Annotated in this window: 12 protein-coding genes and 1 riboswitch; of the genes, 9 read left to right on the forward strand and 3 right to left on the reverse strand. The window is 72.5% G+C overall.

What is annotated here, in order from left to right:
- Positions 1 to 36 precede the first annotated feature (36 nt).
- Entirely contained in the window at positions 37 to 738 is a 702-nt protein-coding gene (locus RIU97_RS24610) for a hypothetical protein (protein WP_404959744.1), read from the reverse strand.
- Positions 739 to 958: 220 nt separating this feature from the next.
- On the opposite strand from RIU97_RS24610, the gene RIU97_RS24615 reads away from it, so the two are divergent.
- Both RIU97_RS24615 and RIU97_RS24620 read left to right on the forward strand, forming a co-directional pair.
- Positions 959 to 1,585: a hypothetical protein gene (locus RIU97_RS24615; protein WP_404959745.1), complete on the forward strand. Its 627-nt coding sequence runs from the start codon at positions 959 to 961 to the stop codon at positions 1,583 to 1,585.
- The gene (locus tag RIU97_RS24620; RefSeq protein ID WP_404959746.1) at positions 1,582 to 3,102 is read left to right on the forward strand and encodes a protein kinase domain-containing protein; all 1,521 of its coding nucleotides are present in this window, start codon (positions 1,582 to 1,584) and stop codon (positions 3,100 to 3,102) included. Before RIU97_RS24615 ends, RIU97_RS24620 begins: the two co-directional genes overlap by 4 nt.
- Here RIU97_RS24620 and RIU97_RS24625 read toward each other — a convergent pair.
- Complete coding sequence (locus RIU97_RS24625; RefSeq protein ID WP_404959747.1) at positions 3,090 to 5,444, reverse strand: YfhO family protein; 2,355 nt, start codon at positions 5,442 to 5,444, stop codon at positions 3,090 to 3,092. The two genes, RIU97_RS24620 and RIU97_RS24625, sit on opposite strands and share 13 nt — an antisense overlap.
- Positions 5,445 to 5,621: 177 nt before the next feature.
- Here RIU97_RS24625 and RIU97_RS24630 point away from each other — a divergent pair, with 177 nt between their 5' ends.
- Together RIU97_RS24630 and RIU97_RS24635 are read left to right on the forward strand one after the other, a co-directional pair.
- Positions 5,622 to 6,245: a SurA N-terminal domain-containing protein gene (locus tag RIU97_RS24630; RefSeq protein WP_404959748.1), complete on the forward strand. Its 624-nt coding sequence runs from the start codon at positions 5,622 to 5,624 to the stop codon at positions 6,243 to 6,245.
- A gap of 28 nt (positions 6,246 to 6,273) precedes the next feature.
- Positions 6,274 to 7,293: a nucleoside triphosphate pyrophosphohydrolase gene (locus RIU97_RS24635; RefSeq protein WP_404959749.1), complete on the forward strand. Its 1,020-nt coding sequence runs from the start codon at positions 6,274 to 6,276 to the stop codon at positions 7,291 to 7,293.
- Between the two features lie 11 nt (positions 7,294 to 7,304).
- On the opposite strand, the gene RIU97_RS24640 is transcribed toward RIU97_RS24635, so the two are convergent.
- On the reverse strand, positions 7,305 to 8,525 hold the full coding sequence (locus RIU97_RS24640; RefSeq protein ID WP_404959750.1) for a globin domain-containing protein: 1,221 nt from the start codon (positions 8,523 to 8,525) through the stop codon (positions 7,305 to 7,307).
- 121 nt (positions 8,526 to 8,646) lie between these two features.
- On the opposite strand from RIU97_RS24640, the gene RIU97_RS24645 reads away from it, so the two are divergent.
- From RIU97_RS24645 to RIU97_RS24665, 5 genes are all read left to right on the forward strand, one after another.
- Positions 8,647 to 9,954 (forward strand): cytochrome P450, encoded by a 1,308-nt coding sequence (locus tag RIU97_RS24645; RefSeq protein WP_404959751.1) that lies wholly within the window; start codon positions 8,647 to 8,649, stop codon positions 9,952 to 9,954.
- A gap of 70 nt (positions 9,955 to 10,024) precedes the next feature.
- Positions 10,025 to 11,080, forward strand: a complete 1,056-nt coding sequence (locus RIU97_RS24650; protein ID WP_404959752.1) for a transglycosylase family protein — start codon at positions 10,025 to 10,027, stop codon at positions 11,078 to 11,080.
- Between the two features lie 279 nt (positions 11,081 to 11,359).
- Positions 11,360 to 11,532, forward strand: a riboswitch (cyclic di-AMP (ydaO/yuaA leader).
- Positions 11,533 to 11,535: 3 nt separating this feature from the next.
- Positions 11,536 to 12,228, forward strand: coding sequence for a transglycosylase family protein (locus tag RIU97_RS24655; protein ID WP_404959753.1), 693 nt, complete (start codon positions 11,536 to 11,538; stop codon positions 12,226 to 12,228).
- A gap of 273 nt (positions 12,229 to 12,501) precedes the next feature.
- Positions 12,502 to 13,788: a phosphopyruvate hydratase gene (gene eno / locus RIU97_RS24660; RefSeq protein ID WP_393749080.1), complete on the forward strand. Its 1,287-nt coding sequence runs from the start codon at positions 12,502 to 12,504 to the stop codon at positions 13,786 to 13,788.
- Positions 13,789 to 13,888: 100 nt separating this feature from the next.
- The gene (locus tag RIU97_RS24665) at positions 13,889 to 14,377 is read left to right on the forward strand and encodes a septum formation initiator family protein (protein WP_404959754.1); all 489 of its coding nucleotides are present in this window, start codon (positions 13,889 to 13,891) and stop codon (positions 14,375 to 14,377) included.
- Positions 14,378 to 14,392 lie beyond the last annotated feature (15 nt).

The raw sequence follows: 14,392 nt of genomic DNA on the forward strand, positions 1-14,392 counted from the left end.
CGGGACCCAGAGGTCCCGGGGCGGCCGGAGCACGCGTCAGCCGGCCTCGTAGACGTCCTTCTCGGCCGGAACGTCCACCTGTACCGGTCGGTTGATGCCGGTGTAGGCGAGGTCGATCCCCCCCGGGCCGGCTTTGGTCACCTTGAGCAGGTACGGCTCGCCCTCGGCGGCCACGAGGAAGACGTGCTTGGCCGCGACGATCGACACCGCCTTCTGGCCCCCGGCGTCGGCCTGCCCGCTTTCCACAGCGTCGCCCGAGAAGCTGTAGAACGCCTTGAGCATGCCGTCCCGGTCGCACAGGGCGGCCAGTGCCTTCAGCGCGGGATCCGAGGCCTTCTTGCGCATCCACAGGGTCGTGGTGTCCTTGAACGCCTGCTCCGCCTCATCCGCGGGCAGGTCCTGCGTCTGGGCGCGGGCGAAGGCCTCGTTGCCCTGCAGGAACACGTGGTCGTGGGTGCGGACCACTTTCAGCACTCCGCTCTCGAACGACATCGTGCCCGTGCATTCGCCGGTCTTGCTGATCGAGAGGTCGACTTGTGTCGGTACGCCCTTGGTCACCGTCTTGCCGCTGACGGTGAACGAGGACGCGCTGCGCAGTGCGGTCACGGACTCGCTCAGCATCTTGGGGGCCGACGCGCCGGGGAACGACCGGGACGGCTTGTCCAGGCAGCCGGTGAGCCCGAGTGCGGCAGCGCCGGCGAGGACGAGGGCCGCGGTCAGACGGTGAGCGGTGTGCACGGAGGGACTCACTTCGACGGGGTGCAGGTCGCAAGGAGAGTACGGGGCGCCCGAAGGGCGGTTCGGGGCGGGCGGGGCTCCGGGCGCGGGCGGCCGGCCGGCCGGCGGGGGTGCCGTGCAGCGAGCGTGCAACGGTTGCGCGCATCCCCTCACTCATGGCCGGGAACGCTGTATACCCTCAGACCCGAAACTTCTTCCGCACGGCCCGTCAGGAGCAGCGATGCACGGCCCCGGCCTTCCGCCGCAGCACGCCCCCCAGTCCACCGACGGGGGCGTGGTGGCACTGCGCGTGGTGTTCATGCTGCTGCCCATCCTGAGCTGCGGCTTCCTGGCCTGGGGCTCGATGCTGCGGCTCGCCCTGGTCACCCGCAAGTCCCGTGACTGGGTGCTGCTGGTGGTCAGCGGTGCGCTCGCCGTCCTGTGGATGACGCTGATCCAGCTCGACCCCACCCCCGACGTCAACGGCTGGCAGGGCAACCTGGGGGCCGGTGGCTCGATCTTCACCGGCTTCGCGATCTGCGTGTACTTCCTCGTCGCCGACATCAAGCACCACGAGGCCCGGAGGGCGGCGCTGCCCGCCTACGGGTATCCGTCCGCGCCCTACGCCCACCCGCAGCAGGCCTCGCCCGCCTACGGGTACCCGCACGCCCAGACGCCCGTGCCCCAGCAGCCCGCTGCCGCGCCGGCCCCGCCGCAGGCGCCCCCGCAGCCGACCCCGCCGCCGCGCATCGGGCAGGTCCGCGCCGAACTCGACGAGCTCAGCGAGCTGCTGCGCAAGCAGACCCCGCCGCCCGGCGGGCCCTACCAGGACCCGAACCAGACCGCGATCCAGGACCCGAATCAGTGACCGACCGGCTCATCGGAGACCGCTACCAGCTGGCCTCCATCCTGGGGCAGGGCGGCATGGGCCAGGTCTGGACCGCGTACGACAAGCGCCTGGACCGCCGGGTCGCCGTCAAGCTGCTGCGCCCCGACAAGGTCGCCGGCCCCGGTACCGTCGCCGAGGAGCTGCGCCGCCGCTTCGTGCGCGAGTGCCGGGTGACCGCGCAGGTCGACCACCCCGGCCTGGTCACCGTGCACGACGCCGGCAGCGACGGCGACGAACTCTTCCTGGTCATGGGCTACGTCGAGGGCACCGACCTCGCCGACCACCTCGCCGAGCACGGCCCCTACCCCTGGCAGTGGGCGGTCGCCGTCGTCGCGCAGCTGTGCTCGGTGCTCTCCGCCGTGCACGCGGTGCCGATCGTGCACCGCGACCTGAAGCCCCGCAACGTGATGATCCGCCCGGACGGCACCGTGCTCGTCCTGGACCTCGGTGTGGCCTCGGTCATGGACACCGACACCACCCGCCTCACCAGCACCGGCACACCCATCGGCAGCCCCGCGTACATGGCGCCCGAGCAGGCCATGAGCGGCGCGGTCGGCCCGTACACCGACCTGTACGCGCTCGGCGTGCTGCTCTACGAACTCCTCAGCGGCAACGTCCCCTTCGCGGGCTCCACCGCCCTGGGCGTGCTCCACCGCCACCTGTACGAGCCCCCGGCCCTGGTCCGCCCCAAGCGCCCGGAGATCCCGCAGGAGCTGGAGACGCTGCTGATGCGCCTGCTCGCCAAGGACCCGCAGGACCGTCCCGGCTCCGCGCAGGCCGTGTACGAGGCGCTCGCCCCGCTGCTGCCCGCCAGCGGCAGCCGGGCCCCCGCCGGCCCGCTCGACCCGACCCGCCCCTTCCTGCGCCCGCACGCCCCCTGGCCGGACCGGGCCACCGTGATCCCGCCGCAGCCGACCTCACCGCCGACCCCGGTCCCGACGCCCGCCCGGCCCGACATCCCCGGCGCCGTGGACGAGGCCCGCAAGCTGCTGGACCAGGGGCGGCTCACCCAGGCCGGGGACATCCTCGGCGGCATCCTCCCGGCGGCGGCCGCCGAGCACGGGGAGCGCTCCCCGGTGGTCCGCTCCCTGCGCAAGCAGTACGCCGCCACGCTCATGGACGACGGCCAGTACCGGCGCGCGCTGCCGGAACTGCGCCGCCTCGCCGACGAGTTCCCGGCCGGCGACCCTCAGTCCCTGCGCTTCCGCTACGACGCGGCCCAGTGCCTGGAGCAGCTCGGCGAACCGGCCGCCGCCCTGGCGGAGTACCGCTCGCTGCTCCCGCTCTTCGAGAACCACTACGCCAACCCGGACCCGGGCCTGCCCCTGGAGGTCCGCCGCCGCATCGCCCACCTGCTGCTCTCCCTCGGCGACCGGCAGGCGGCCCACGAGACCCTGGCCCGGCTGCTGTTCGACGCGGACCGCCTGCACGGCCCGGCGCATCCCTTCCCCGCCGAGATCCGCCGGACCCTGCACTGGCTGGGTCAGGTGCGCTGACGCCTCCCGATCGCCAGGCCCACCAGGACGATCAGGGCCAGCGCGGCCGCCGCGGCGCCCGGGAGCAGCCCCGGGGGGCGGAACGAGCAGCTGAGCGTGGTGGTGCGGCCGTCCAGGGGCAGGGCGACCAGTCCCAGATGGGCCGCGGCCGGGCGGCCGTTGCAGGTCCAGCCGGCGATCGCGGGGACGGAGAGGACCGCCGTGCCCGTGGCCCCCGCGGGCAGCTCGGCCCGGATCTGCGAAGAGCCGACGCGCAGGGAGGTCGCCGCCGTGGCGCGCAGGGTGGCCACCGCGGTGTCGAGCCGGGCGCGGTCCAGGCAGGACAGGGTCCACCGCGGGGGCGGGGCCGCGTCGAAGACCAGGGCCGAGGAGGCCCCGCGGGAGGCGCCCATCGGCTGCAGGGCTGCCCGGTTGCGGGGGGCGCTGCCGTTCAGGCGGAAGGCGGGCCCGTCCGCGAGGCGGGCCGTCGCGTTGTACTCCGGGGCCCACAGGTAGGCCTCCGTGCCCGCGCGGCAGACGCCGGGCGCGAGCGGGTCCTCGTACACCCGGGCGCCCAGCAGCAGTTCCTGGTTGGCGAAGGGGGAGTCGCCGTAGGAGACGGGTGCGCCGGGCGGGCGGGTCGTCACCAGCGGGGGGACCTCGGCGCGGCGGACCGTGCCGTCGGGCTGCAGGCGCGCGCCGACCGCGAAGAGGGCGTCCGTCACCGGGTTGTCGATGCTCTGGACGTTGCGCCCGCGCGAGGTCCAGCCGGCCCCGAGGGCGACCATCGTGTGCGTGAACACCTCCGGGGTGTGGCTGCTGTAGTACGAGCCGCCCTCCCCGCCCAGCAGCATCGGGTCGTTGCCCGACAGGGCGGGCCGGCTCGGGTCGGTGCGGTACGCCGGCCAGCCCTCGGCGCCGGCCAGGGCCTCGGCGCGCGCGGTGTGGGCCGCCCCCCAGGACGGGTAGTCGTCGAGCCCGCCCAGCTTCCCCTTGTGACCGTAGGCGGTCGTCGCGGCCGCCTGGGCCAGCAGGACCACCGCCAGCAGCCCGGCCGCCGGGAGCGCCAGCCGGCGGTGGCGCAGCGCCCACCAGGCGGCGCCCGCCAGTGCCAGCCCGCCCGCGAACAGCGCGTACCCCCAGTCCGTCCCGAGCGTGCTCCCGCGCGCCCACAGCACGGCGGCCGCGAGCAGGCCCGCGCCCGCCGCCAGCGCCGGAAGCCGGGGCAGGCCCGCGGCCAGCCCGGTCCAGGCGGCGATCACGGCGATCCCGGCGAGCACGAAGGTCTGCCGGTACGGGCTTCCGTTCGGGGTCGCGAAGAGGTGCCAGGCCAGGTGGGTCGGGGCCCACTGGAGGGAGAGCGCCACGGCCACGGTCAGACCCGCCCACCACAGCCGGGTGCGCACCGCCGCCGCCCGGTGGAAGGGCAGCGCGGCCACCAGCAGCAGGGTCCCGGTGCCCACGAAGACGGCGGGGGAGGAGAAGGAGTACGTCGCGGGCAGCAGCCGAGCGAAGAGGTCCGCCCAGGACACCGGCCGGAACTCCTTGACCCACCCCGGGTAGGCCCGGCCCGAGCTGAGGAAAAGGGGAACGAGCACCGGAGCCGCGAGCACGATCCCCAGCAGGGTCGTCCCGGCCGCCCGGGCGATCACCGCCGCCCGGGTCCGCAGTCCCTCCCGGGTCAGCACCACCCGTACCACCAGGACCAGCGCCGCACCGAGCGTCGCCATGTAGGCGGTGTAGAAGTTCGCCGTCCAGCAGACGGCGACGACCAGCGGCGCGAGCAGGAGCCGGCGCCCGCGCAGGGCCCATTCCCCGGTGAGGCACAGCAGGGGGAAGGCGATCAGCCCGTCCAGCCACATCGGGTTGTAGGAGGCCTCGATCACCGACCAGCCGCACAGTGCGTACGAGGCCCCGAGCAGCCCCGCCGCCCACCACGGCCCGCGGCGCTGGGTGCGCAGCAGCCAGGCCATCGCCGCCGCCGCGACCGCCGTCTTGAGCACGGTGACGACGTAGACCGCGAGGTCTATGTCCGCGCGCGGGAAGAGCCCGACGAGGACGGAGAGCGGGCTGGTCAGATAGGTGCCCAGGTCGGGCAGGAAGCTGGTGCCGTACCCGGACTGCCAGTTGAACAGCAGTCCGCCCTCCGCACGGCCGTGCAGGAGGTCCCACAGGTGCGCGTGGAAGGGCACGAACTGATTGCCGAGGTCGTTGATGCTGCGGTGGCGCGATCCGTACGGGAAGACGCGGGCGGCGGCGTCCCCGGCGCACACGGCCACCGCCGTGAGCAGGGCGGCGAGCGCCGAGCCGGACAGGCTCAGGCGGCGCGGCGAGCGGTGCTGTGAGCGGTGCGGTGTCGACATGGTGGGCCGACCCTGGCACCACCGGGGGACCGAAGGATGGCCGCCAGATGAACGCGCACCCCGACACCTCGGGAATCGTTGGTCGAACCGGTGGCTCGGACCACCCTGACTGCATACCATCGATCACCGCACGGCCCTTGTGCACCGACGCACAATCTCCCGGCCCTGGAGGCTCCTTTGCACCGTCGCACAGCGCTCTCCGTCTCCGCCGCCCTGCTCCTGGCGGCGCCCCTGCTGTCCGCCTGCTCGGGCGAGGCCCGGCCCGGCACCGCGGCCGTCGTCGGCGGTGAACGGATCACCACCGCCGCCCTCCAGGCCCAGGTCAAGGACGTCCGCGCGGCGCAGAACCGGACCGGGCAGGCCGCCGCCGAACTCATCGCGAGCACCCCCAACCTGGAGCGGCAGAAGCTCGACTCGATGCTCCAGAGCCACGTCATCGACAAGATGGCCAAGACCGCCGGGATCTCCGCCTCCGTCAAGGAGATCGAGGACGAGCGCACGGGGTACGTGGACGAGAACAAGGGGACCGAGCAGTTCGAGGCGCTGCTCCTGCAGAAGGGCGCCATGGCTCCCGGCCAGGTCGACCGCTTCCTGCGGGACCGGGTCCTGCTGACCAAGCTGACCGCGAAGTACGGCCAGGGGAAGCTGGAGGAGCCCGCCCGGGCCGCCGCGACCGACCTGCACATCGAGGTCAACCCGCGCTACGGCTCCTGGGACGTCAAGCAGATCAAGCTCGGCGCCGGCGAGACCCCCTGGATCACCCAGCGGACCCAGCCCGAGCAGGCACCCGCCGGAGCCTGACGCGCCCGGCCGGAGGTAGGTTCGGAGGGTGACCGAGCACTCCGAGCCCACCGCCGCCGAGCCCACGGGCCGCATCGTCCTGCTGACCACCAGCCACCGGGTCGCCCCCGGCGTGCTGTCCTGGCCGGCGTGGCAGACCCTGCACGCCGCGGACCGGGTGCTGTGCGCCGACCCCGGCCACCCGCAGCTGCCGTACCTGCGGGAGGCGGGCATCGAGGTCGCGTTCGGGACCCCGGACGCGCACGAGCTGGTCGAGGCCTGCGCGGGCGGCCGTACGGTCGTGCTGCTCCCGAGCGGGGAGGGCGACCGGCGCCTCACCGACGGGCTGGCCCGGCTGGCCGGCTCCGGCCGGGTCTCCATGCCCGACCTGGAGCTGCTGCCCGGCTCGTACGACCTGCCCGGCGCGCGCCTGCTCGACCTGGTCCAGGTGATGGACCGGGTCCGGCGCGAGTGCCCGTGGACCTCGCAGCAGACGCACGAGGGCCTGGCCAAGTACGCGATCGAGGAGGCGTACGAACTCGTCGAGGCCATCGAGGACGGGGACCGGGAGGAGCTGCGCGAGGAGCTCGGCGACGTCCTGCTCCAGGTGGTCTTCCACGCGCGGATCGCGGAGGAGGGCGGCGGTGCCGAGGACGGCGAGGACGGGGAGGACGCCGCCGGGGCCTTCTCCATCGACGACGTGGCCGGGACCCTCGTGGAGAAGCTGATCCGCCGCCACCCGCACGTCTTCGGCGACGCGGAGGCCGAGACGCCGGAGGACGTGAACGCGCACTGGCAGCGGACCAAGGCGGTGGAGAAGCAGCGGGAGTCGGTCACCGACGGGATCCCGGTGGGCCAGCCCGGCCTGGCGCTCGCGGCCAAGCTCGCGGGCCGGGTCCGTACGGGCGGTGTGGCCGTGGAGCTGCCCCGCGGCGAGGGGATCGGGTACGAACTGCTGGCACTGGCGGCACGTGCCGAGGCGGCGGGGACCGACCCCGAGACCGCACTGCGCGCGGCGGCCCGCGTCTACCGGGACGCGATCCGCGCCGCCGAGGGCGTCGGCGAGTAGGACCGGCGGCTTCAGTCCGTCCCGTGGTCCTGGGGCGCGCGGTCCGCGGGGTTGTGCCAGTGCGGCGACGGGCGGCTCAGGAACCACTCGCCGAAGCCCAGCGGGCGGCCTCCGGGCCCCTGGCCCGTGCCGGCGGCGGGTACGGCGTCGTGGAAGAGGCGGCCGGGGCGGGCGCCCAGCTCCTGGAGGAGGTGAGCGGTCTCCTCGATGAACTGCGGCGGGCCGCTGAGGTAGACGTCCTGGTCCGGCCACAGGGCGCGGTGGCCGAGCGCGGTCGCGAGCCGGTCGGTGGCCTGGTTGCGGTGCTGCCCGGGGGCGGGCGTGATGTAGGTGACGCCGAGCCAGCGGCAGGAGGCGGCGTACGCGTCGATGAGCGGGCGGTCGTAGAGGTGCGCGCCGTCCCGCGCCACCACGAAGAGCCGTACGTCCTGATCGGGAGGGTGTTCCGCGAGGTCCTCCAGCATGGCCCGGATCGGCGCCCAGCCGGTGCCGGCGGCGATGAAGCTGACGGGGCGGTCGGCGCGGCGGAAGGTCAGCCGACCGCCGGCGGCGCCGAGCCGCAGGACGTCGCCCGGCTGCGTCTCGCGGACCAGGGCGGTGCTGAGGCGCCCCTGGTCGATCCGGCTGACGTGGAGGTCTACGGTGCCGTCGGGGCGGGGGGCGTTGCCGATGGAGTAGGTGCGCCACGTCGTCGGGACCCGCTCGCTGCTCACGCTCGTGTACTGGCCCGGGAGGTAGGGGAAGGGGGCGTGCGGCCGCAGCGTCAGCACGCCGATGTCCGGCCCGTACTGGAGGTGGCGCACGACCTCCGCGTCCCACCACGGCGGGTCCGCGCTCGCGTCGGCGCCGGCGATCATCGCGTCGGCGATCACCTGGTAGGCCTCGGCCCAGGCCTTCTCGACCCGCGGCGTCCAGGCCTCTCCGGAGGTCTCGGCGAGGGCGGCGAGGAGGCTGCAGCCCACGGCCGCGTAGTGCTCGGGGCGGGCCAGGAACTTGCGGTGGTCGCGCCCCAGGTCGCGTAGGTAGGGGACGAGGCTCTCGTCGTCGAGATGGGCGATCACGTGGGTGAGCGCGGCGAAGAGGCGGTCCCGCTGCCGCTCCATGTCCTCGAAGGAGGCCGGGAAGAGGTCACGGATCCCGGGGTTGTGCCAGAAGAGGTGGGAGTAGAAGAACTTGACCGCGTGCTCGGCCCGCCTCTCCACCACCGCGAAACTGCTTTTCAAGATCCTCACATCCACAAAACCGAAAGTAGGAATGTCGGGGGAGGTGAGGTCAAGCGATGGGCGATCTACGGACAGCCGCGGCGAACGGGCCATATGGGATGGCGGTCCGGCGCCGGGATACGGTCGTGCCGTGCATGAGCAGACCCCCGCAGATCCCGCCGACACCCCTACCGCCGAGGGCCCGACCCTCTTCGACTGGGAGTTCGCGACCGACCCCTACCCGGCCTACGCCTGGCTGCGCGATCACTCCCCGGTGCACCGCACCAAGCTCCCCAGCGGGGTCGACGCCTGGCTGGTCACCCGGTACGCCGACGCCCGCCAGGCCCTCGCCGACCAGCGGCTGAGCAAGAATCCGGCGCACCACGCGGAGCCCGCGCACGCCAAGGGCAAGACCGGGATCCCGGGGGAGCGCAAGGCGGAGCTGATGACGCACCTGCTCAACATCGACCCGCCGGACCACACGCGGCTGCGGCGGCTGGTCTCGAAGGCGTTCACCCCGCGCCGCGTCGCCGAATTCACCCCGCGGGTGCAGGCGCTCACCGACCACCTGATCGACGCCTTCGCCGCGAAAGGGGAGGCGGACCTCATCCACGAGTTCGCCTTCCCGCTCCCCATCTACACCATCTGCGAGATGCTCGGCGTACCGCGCGAGGACCAGGACGACTTCCGCGACTGGGCCGGGATGATGATCCGCCACGGCGGCGGTCCGCGTGGCGGGGTCGCCCGGTCGGTGAAGCAGATGCGGACTTATCTGGGCGAACTCATCCACCGCAAAAGGGACGACCTGGGCAATGACCTCATCTCCGACCTGATCCGGGCGAGCGACCACGGCGACCACCTCACGGAGGCCGAGGCCACCGCCATGGCCTTCATCCTGCTCTTCGCCGGCTTCGAGACGACCGTGAACCTCATCGGCAACGGGGTCCACTCACTCTTCATGAACCCCGGCCAGCGCGACCGCCTCCAGCGCTCCCTCGCCGCCGGCGAGACCGGACTGCTGGCCACCGGCGTCGAGGAACTCCTGCGCTACGACGGCCCCGTGGAGCTGGCGACGTGGCGGTTCGCCACCGGGCCGCTGACCCTCGGCGGGCAGCGGATCGAGGCCGGGGACCCGGTCCTGGTCGTCCTCGCGGCCGCCGACCGCGATCCCGAACGGTTCGCGGAACCGGATACCCTCGACCTCTCCCGGACCGACAACCAGCACCTCGGGTACGGGCACGGCATCCACTACTGCCTGGGCGCTCCGCTCGCCCGGCTCGAAGGGCAGACGGCGCTCGCGACCCTGCTGACGCGGCTGCCCGATCTGGAACTAGCCGTTCCACCCCAAGACCTGCGCTGGCGCGGGGGGTTGATCATGCGAGGGCTACGTACTCTTCCCGTCCGGTTCACGGCTCAAAACACTTGCGCGGCTTCTGATGAAAAGTCAGATCCCGCTTGAACTTGTGACAATCGTTCGAGGCCCGCTAGGTTCTGCCGTTACCCCGCTGTTATGCGAAAGGTGCACCCTCATGCGTTCCGGGAACGGCCGCCACAGACGCCCCCGCCAGGTCCCCGCGCTGGTAGTCACAGCCGGAGTCACTGGCTCCGCGCTGGCTCTGCCGCTGCTAGCCGCCACCAATGCCACCGCTGCCGACACCGCGACCTGGGACAAGGTCGCCGAGTGCGAGAGCGGCGGCTCCTGGAGTGCCAACTCCGGCAGCGGCGCGTACGGCGGGCTGCAGTTCACCCAGGAGGAGTGGCAGAGCGCCGGCGGACTCGACTTCGCCGAGCGGGCCGACCTCGCGAGCCGGTCCCAGCAGATAGCCGTGGCCGAGCGGGTACTGGCCTCGCAGGGACCGCAGGCGTGGCCGCTGTGCGCCACCTCGGCCGGCCTGGAGCAGCAGGGCCCCGCCGCCAAGGTGGACCCGGGCCTGCCCGGCACCTCCGGCCCGATCGCCCCCTCCCCCTCCCGCCCGGACGACGCGGTGCCGTCCACCACCGGCGGCGAGCCGGCCAAGGACTTCGGCGCCCCGACCCACGCGGCGCCCAGCCCGACCGGCAGCCCCTTCCTCATCCCCGACGCGCCGTCCGTCGGACTGCCCGTCATGCCGGCGCCGGACGTTCCGACGACGCCTCCCGCCGACCCGTCCCAGCCGGTGCTCCCGGGCACCCCGGGCACCCCGGGCACCACGCCGCTGCCGCCCGCCGACCCGACGGCTCCGACCCTCCCGGTCGACCCCTCGGCGCCCACGACCCCGCCCGCCACCCCCGGTGCGACCCCGGTGGACCCCGCCGCCCCGACCGCTCCGGCGACGCCGGGCGCCGCTCCGGAAGCCGCTCCGGAAGCCACTCCGGGCGAAGGCAGCGGCAAGCACCGCGGCGCGCCCGCGGCCGAGGCCCCGGTCCCGTCTGACGCCGCGTCGAAGCCCACGTACACGGTCCGGGAGGGCGACAGCCTGGCGACCATCGCGGTTGCCAAGGGAGTCAAGGGCGGCTGGAACGGGCTCTACGAGGCCAACGAGCAGGTCATCGGCGAGGACGCCAACCTGATCAAGCCCGGCCAGAACCTGGATCTAAGCACGTAATAGGGACACTTCAACCACCCGGAAAGACCTGATTGTCGGTTATCTGTAAGTGAGACATGCGTCTCTTCCGGTCAACTGGCGTGTCCCGCCTCGGGGCTTCCGCAAACCCCGCCCTCACCTGCGCAAACGCCCCTGCGGGGAGCGCAAGTAGGGGCCCCCTCTCCCCGATGTTCCTCGTTGAACATCGGGGAGAGACCTGTCTACCTTCTGAATCGCCCGCCACCGCGGGCTCCTTCGACCGCATCGCCGAATCCTGCCGGCGGACGGGGGGAACAGTCGTCGCGTCAAGCGCCGAAGGCAGGAGCGGGGGAACCAAGGTAGGTGCCGGGAGCGGCCGTTGAGAGACGGTCACGCCACCGGCTAGGGGTTAAGACGTGCGCTAGGTCGCACGGCCGGGCAACTCACTCGCCCGAACCCGACAGCTCACCTCGCAGGCGTCGGTGAGGAGAAACTCCATGCTGCTTTCCGGCAAGGGCAAGCACCGTCGCGGCTCCAAGGCCGTCCGCATCGTCACGCTCGCCGGTGTCGCCGGTGTGGCCGTCGCCGCCCCCCTGATGGCCGCGGGCACCGCCAGCGCCGCCACCGCGTCCGAGTGGGACAAGGTCGCCCAGTGCGAGTCCGGCGGCAACTGGTCCATCAACACGGGCAACGGCTACTACGGCGGACTGCAGTTCTCGTCCTCCACGTGGGCCGCGTACGGCGGCAAGTCGTACGCCGCGCAGGCCAACCAGGCCTCGAAGTCCCAGCAGATAGCCGTCGCCGAGAAGGTCCTCAAGGGTCAGGGCAAGGGCGCCTGGCCGAGCTGCGGCAAGGGCCTGTCGAACTCCTCCTACACCGGTGGCGGCACGGAGACCTCGACGCAGAACAAGCCGAAGGCCGACTCGAAGAAGACCGAGCAGAAGGTCGCCCCGAAGGTCGCGCCGAAGAAGGAGACCAAGCGCTCCGAGGCCCCGACCACCCGCTCCGAGCGCCCCGCCGCCCCGAAGACCGGCAACGGCTCGTACGAGGTCAAGGCGGGCGACACCCTGGGCACCATCGCCGAGGCCAACGGCGTCAAGGGCGGCTGGGAGAAGCTCTTCGAGCTGAACAAGGACATCGTCTCGGACGCCGACCTGATCTTCCCGGGTCAGAAGCTGAAGCTCAGCTGAACACTGCGGCAATAGCCGCAGGAGCGTGCGCAACGCACAGCATTCCCCCCGCCCGGCGCGTCTCCCCCCACGCGCCGGGCGGCGGCGTGCGTACCGGGTGACGGGCGATATCCAGAGACCTATGTCCCGGAAGAGGGGTATTCGGTCCCTTTTTCGTCCCAGGGGTCGGGCGGTCGGGCGGTCGAGTGCTCCGGGCCGGTTAGGCTCTAAGCGGCAGGGCCGTCCCACGGCCTGACACGCCACCGCACACCCAGCGTCACATCCCAGAAGGAGATGCTCGTGCCGTCCATCGACGTCGTCGTAGCCCGGGAAATCCTGGACTCCCGAGGCAACCCCACGGTCGAGGTCGAGGTGGGCCTCGACGATGGCAGCACCGGCCGTGCTGCAGTTCCGTCCGGCGCCTCCACCGGTGCATTCGAGGCCATCGAGCTCCGTGACGGTGACCCCAACCGTTACTTCGGCAAGGGTGTCGAGAAGGCCGTCCTCGCCGTCATCGAGCAGATCGGCCCGGAGCTCGTCGGCTACGACGCCACCGAGCAGCGCCTGATCGACCAGGCCATGTTCGACCTGGATGCCACCGACAACAAGGGCTCGCTCGGCGCCAACGCCATCCTCGGCGTCTCCCTCGCCGTCGCGCACGCCGCGTCCGAGGCCTCGGACCTTCCGCTCTTCCGTTACCTCGGCGGTCCGAACGCGCACCTGCTGCCCGTTCCGATGATGAACATCCTCAACGGTGGGTCGCACGCCGACTCCAACGTGGACATCCAGGAGTTCATGATCGCCCCCATCGGCGCGGAGTCCTTCTCCGAGGCGCTGCGCTGGGGTGCCGAGGTCTACCACACCCTCAAGAAGGTCCTGCACACCAAGGGCCTCTCCACCGGCCTGGGCGACGAGGGCGGCTTCGCGCCGAACCTGGAGTCCAACCGCGCCGCGCTCGACCTCATCGTCGAGGCCATCAAGCAGGCCGGCTACACCCCGGGCAAGGACATCGCGCTCGCGCTCGACGTCGCCGCGTCCGAGTTCTACAAGGACGGCAAGTACGAGTTCGAGGGCCAGTCCCGCTCGGCCTCCGAGATGACCGACTACTACGCCGAGCTCGTCGAGGCGTACCCGCTCGTCTCCATCGAGGACCCGCTGTTCGAGGACGACTGGGCCGGCTGGAAGACCATCACCGACCGCCTCGGCGCCAAGGTCCAGATCGTCGGCGACGACCTCTTCGTCACCAACCCCGAGCGTCTGGCCCGCGGTATCGAGGAGGGCTCCGCGAACGCCCTGCTCGTCAAGGTGAACCAGATCGGTTCGCTGACCGAGACCCTGGACGCCGTCGAGATGGCCCAGCGCAACGGCTTCAAGTGCATGATGTCCCACCGCTCCGGTGAGACCGAGGACGTCACCATCGCCGACCTCGCCGTCGCCGTGAACTGCGGTCAGATCAAGACCGGCGCCCCGGCCCGCTCGGACCGCGTCGCCAAGTACAACCAGCTGCTGCGCATCGAGGAGATCCTCGACGACGCCGCGGTGTACGCGGGCCGCAGCGCCTTCCCGCGCTTCAAGGGCTAATCACCCCCCTGAGGGGCTGGCCTCCGTACGTCCCCGCACTCGGTCCCGTACCGTGTGCGGGGACGTATTTGCGTAGTGCGTACACAGGGGAGGCGGACCAATGGCCGGGAACCGGGATCGGTTCTCCACCTTCTCCACCGCGACCAGGCTCAAGCAGCTCGGCGAGCGGACCGCCGCCCACGTGTACCGCTCGCAGTCGCGCCGGCAGGTCCGCCGCAGCCGGCTCACCGGCCGGGCCGCGCTCCTGGTGCTCGTCCTCTGTACCCTGGTCGTCGCCCTCGCGTATCCGATGCGCCAGTACGTGTCCCAGCGCACGGAGATCGCGGAGCAGCAGCGGGCGGCCGCCACCGCGCGGGACCGCCTGGAGCGGTTGCGCGACGAGAAGGCCCGTTGGCAGGACGACGCCTACGCGGAGCAGCAGGCGCGCAGGCACCTGCACTTCCTGCGCCCGGGGGAGATCGGCTACATCATGAGCGACCCCGGGGCCCAGCCCGCGGAACCGCACCGGACCGGCCAGGCCGGCTCCGACCGGCCCTGGTACTCGAACGTCTGGGACGGCGTCGACAAGGCCGACCGCCCCGGCGACTGAACCAGTTCCATCCGT

Origin of the sequence: Streptomyces sp. 147326 (assembly GCF_045000215.1) — a bacterium.
In the GTDB taxonomy this organism is placed as follows: domain Bacteria; phylum Actinomycetota; class Actinomycetes; order Streptomycetales; family Streptomycetaceae; genus Streptomyces.

Excerpts from the sequence above, each read along its gene's own strand:
- RIU97_RS24615 (WP_404959745.1), top strand. The coding sequence starts at position 959 with ATGCACGGCCCCGGCCTTCCGCCGCAGCACGCCCCCCAGTCCACCGAC.
- RIU97_RS24625 (WP_404959747.1), bottom strand. The coding sequence starts at position 5,444 with ATGTCGACACCGCACCGCTCACAGCACCGCTCGCCGCGCCGCCTGAGC.
- RIU97_RS24650 (WP_404959752.1), top strand. The coding sequence starts at position 10,025 with ATGCGTTCCGGGAACGGCCGCCACAGACGCCCCCGCCAGGTCCCCGCG.
- RIU97_RS24655 (WP_404959753.1), top strand. The coding sequence starts at position 11,536 with ATGCTGCTTTCCGGCAAGGGCAAGCACCGTCGCGGCTCCAAGGCCGTC.
- eno (WP_393749080.1), top strand. The coding sequence starts at position 12,502 with ATGCTCGTGCCGTCCATCGACGTCGTCGTAGCCCGGGAAATCCTGGAC.
- RIU97_RS24665 (WP_404959754.1), top strand. The coding sequence starts at position 13,889 with ATGGCCGGGAACCGGGATCGGTTCTCCACCTTCTCCACCGCGACCAGG.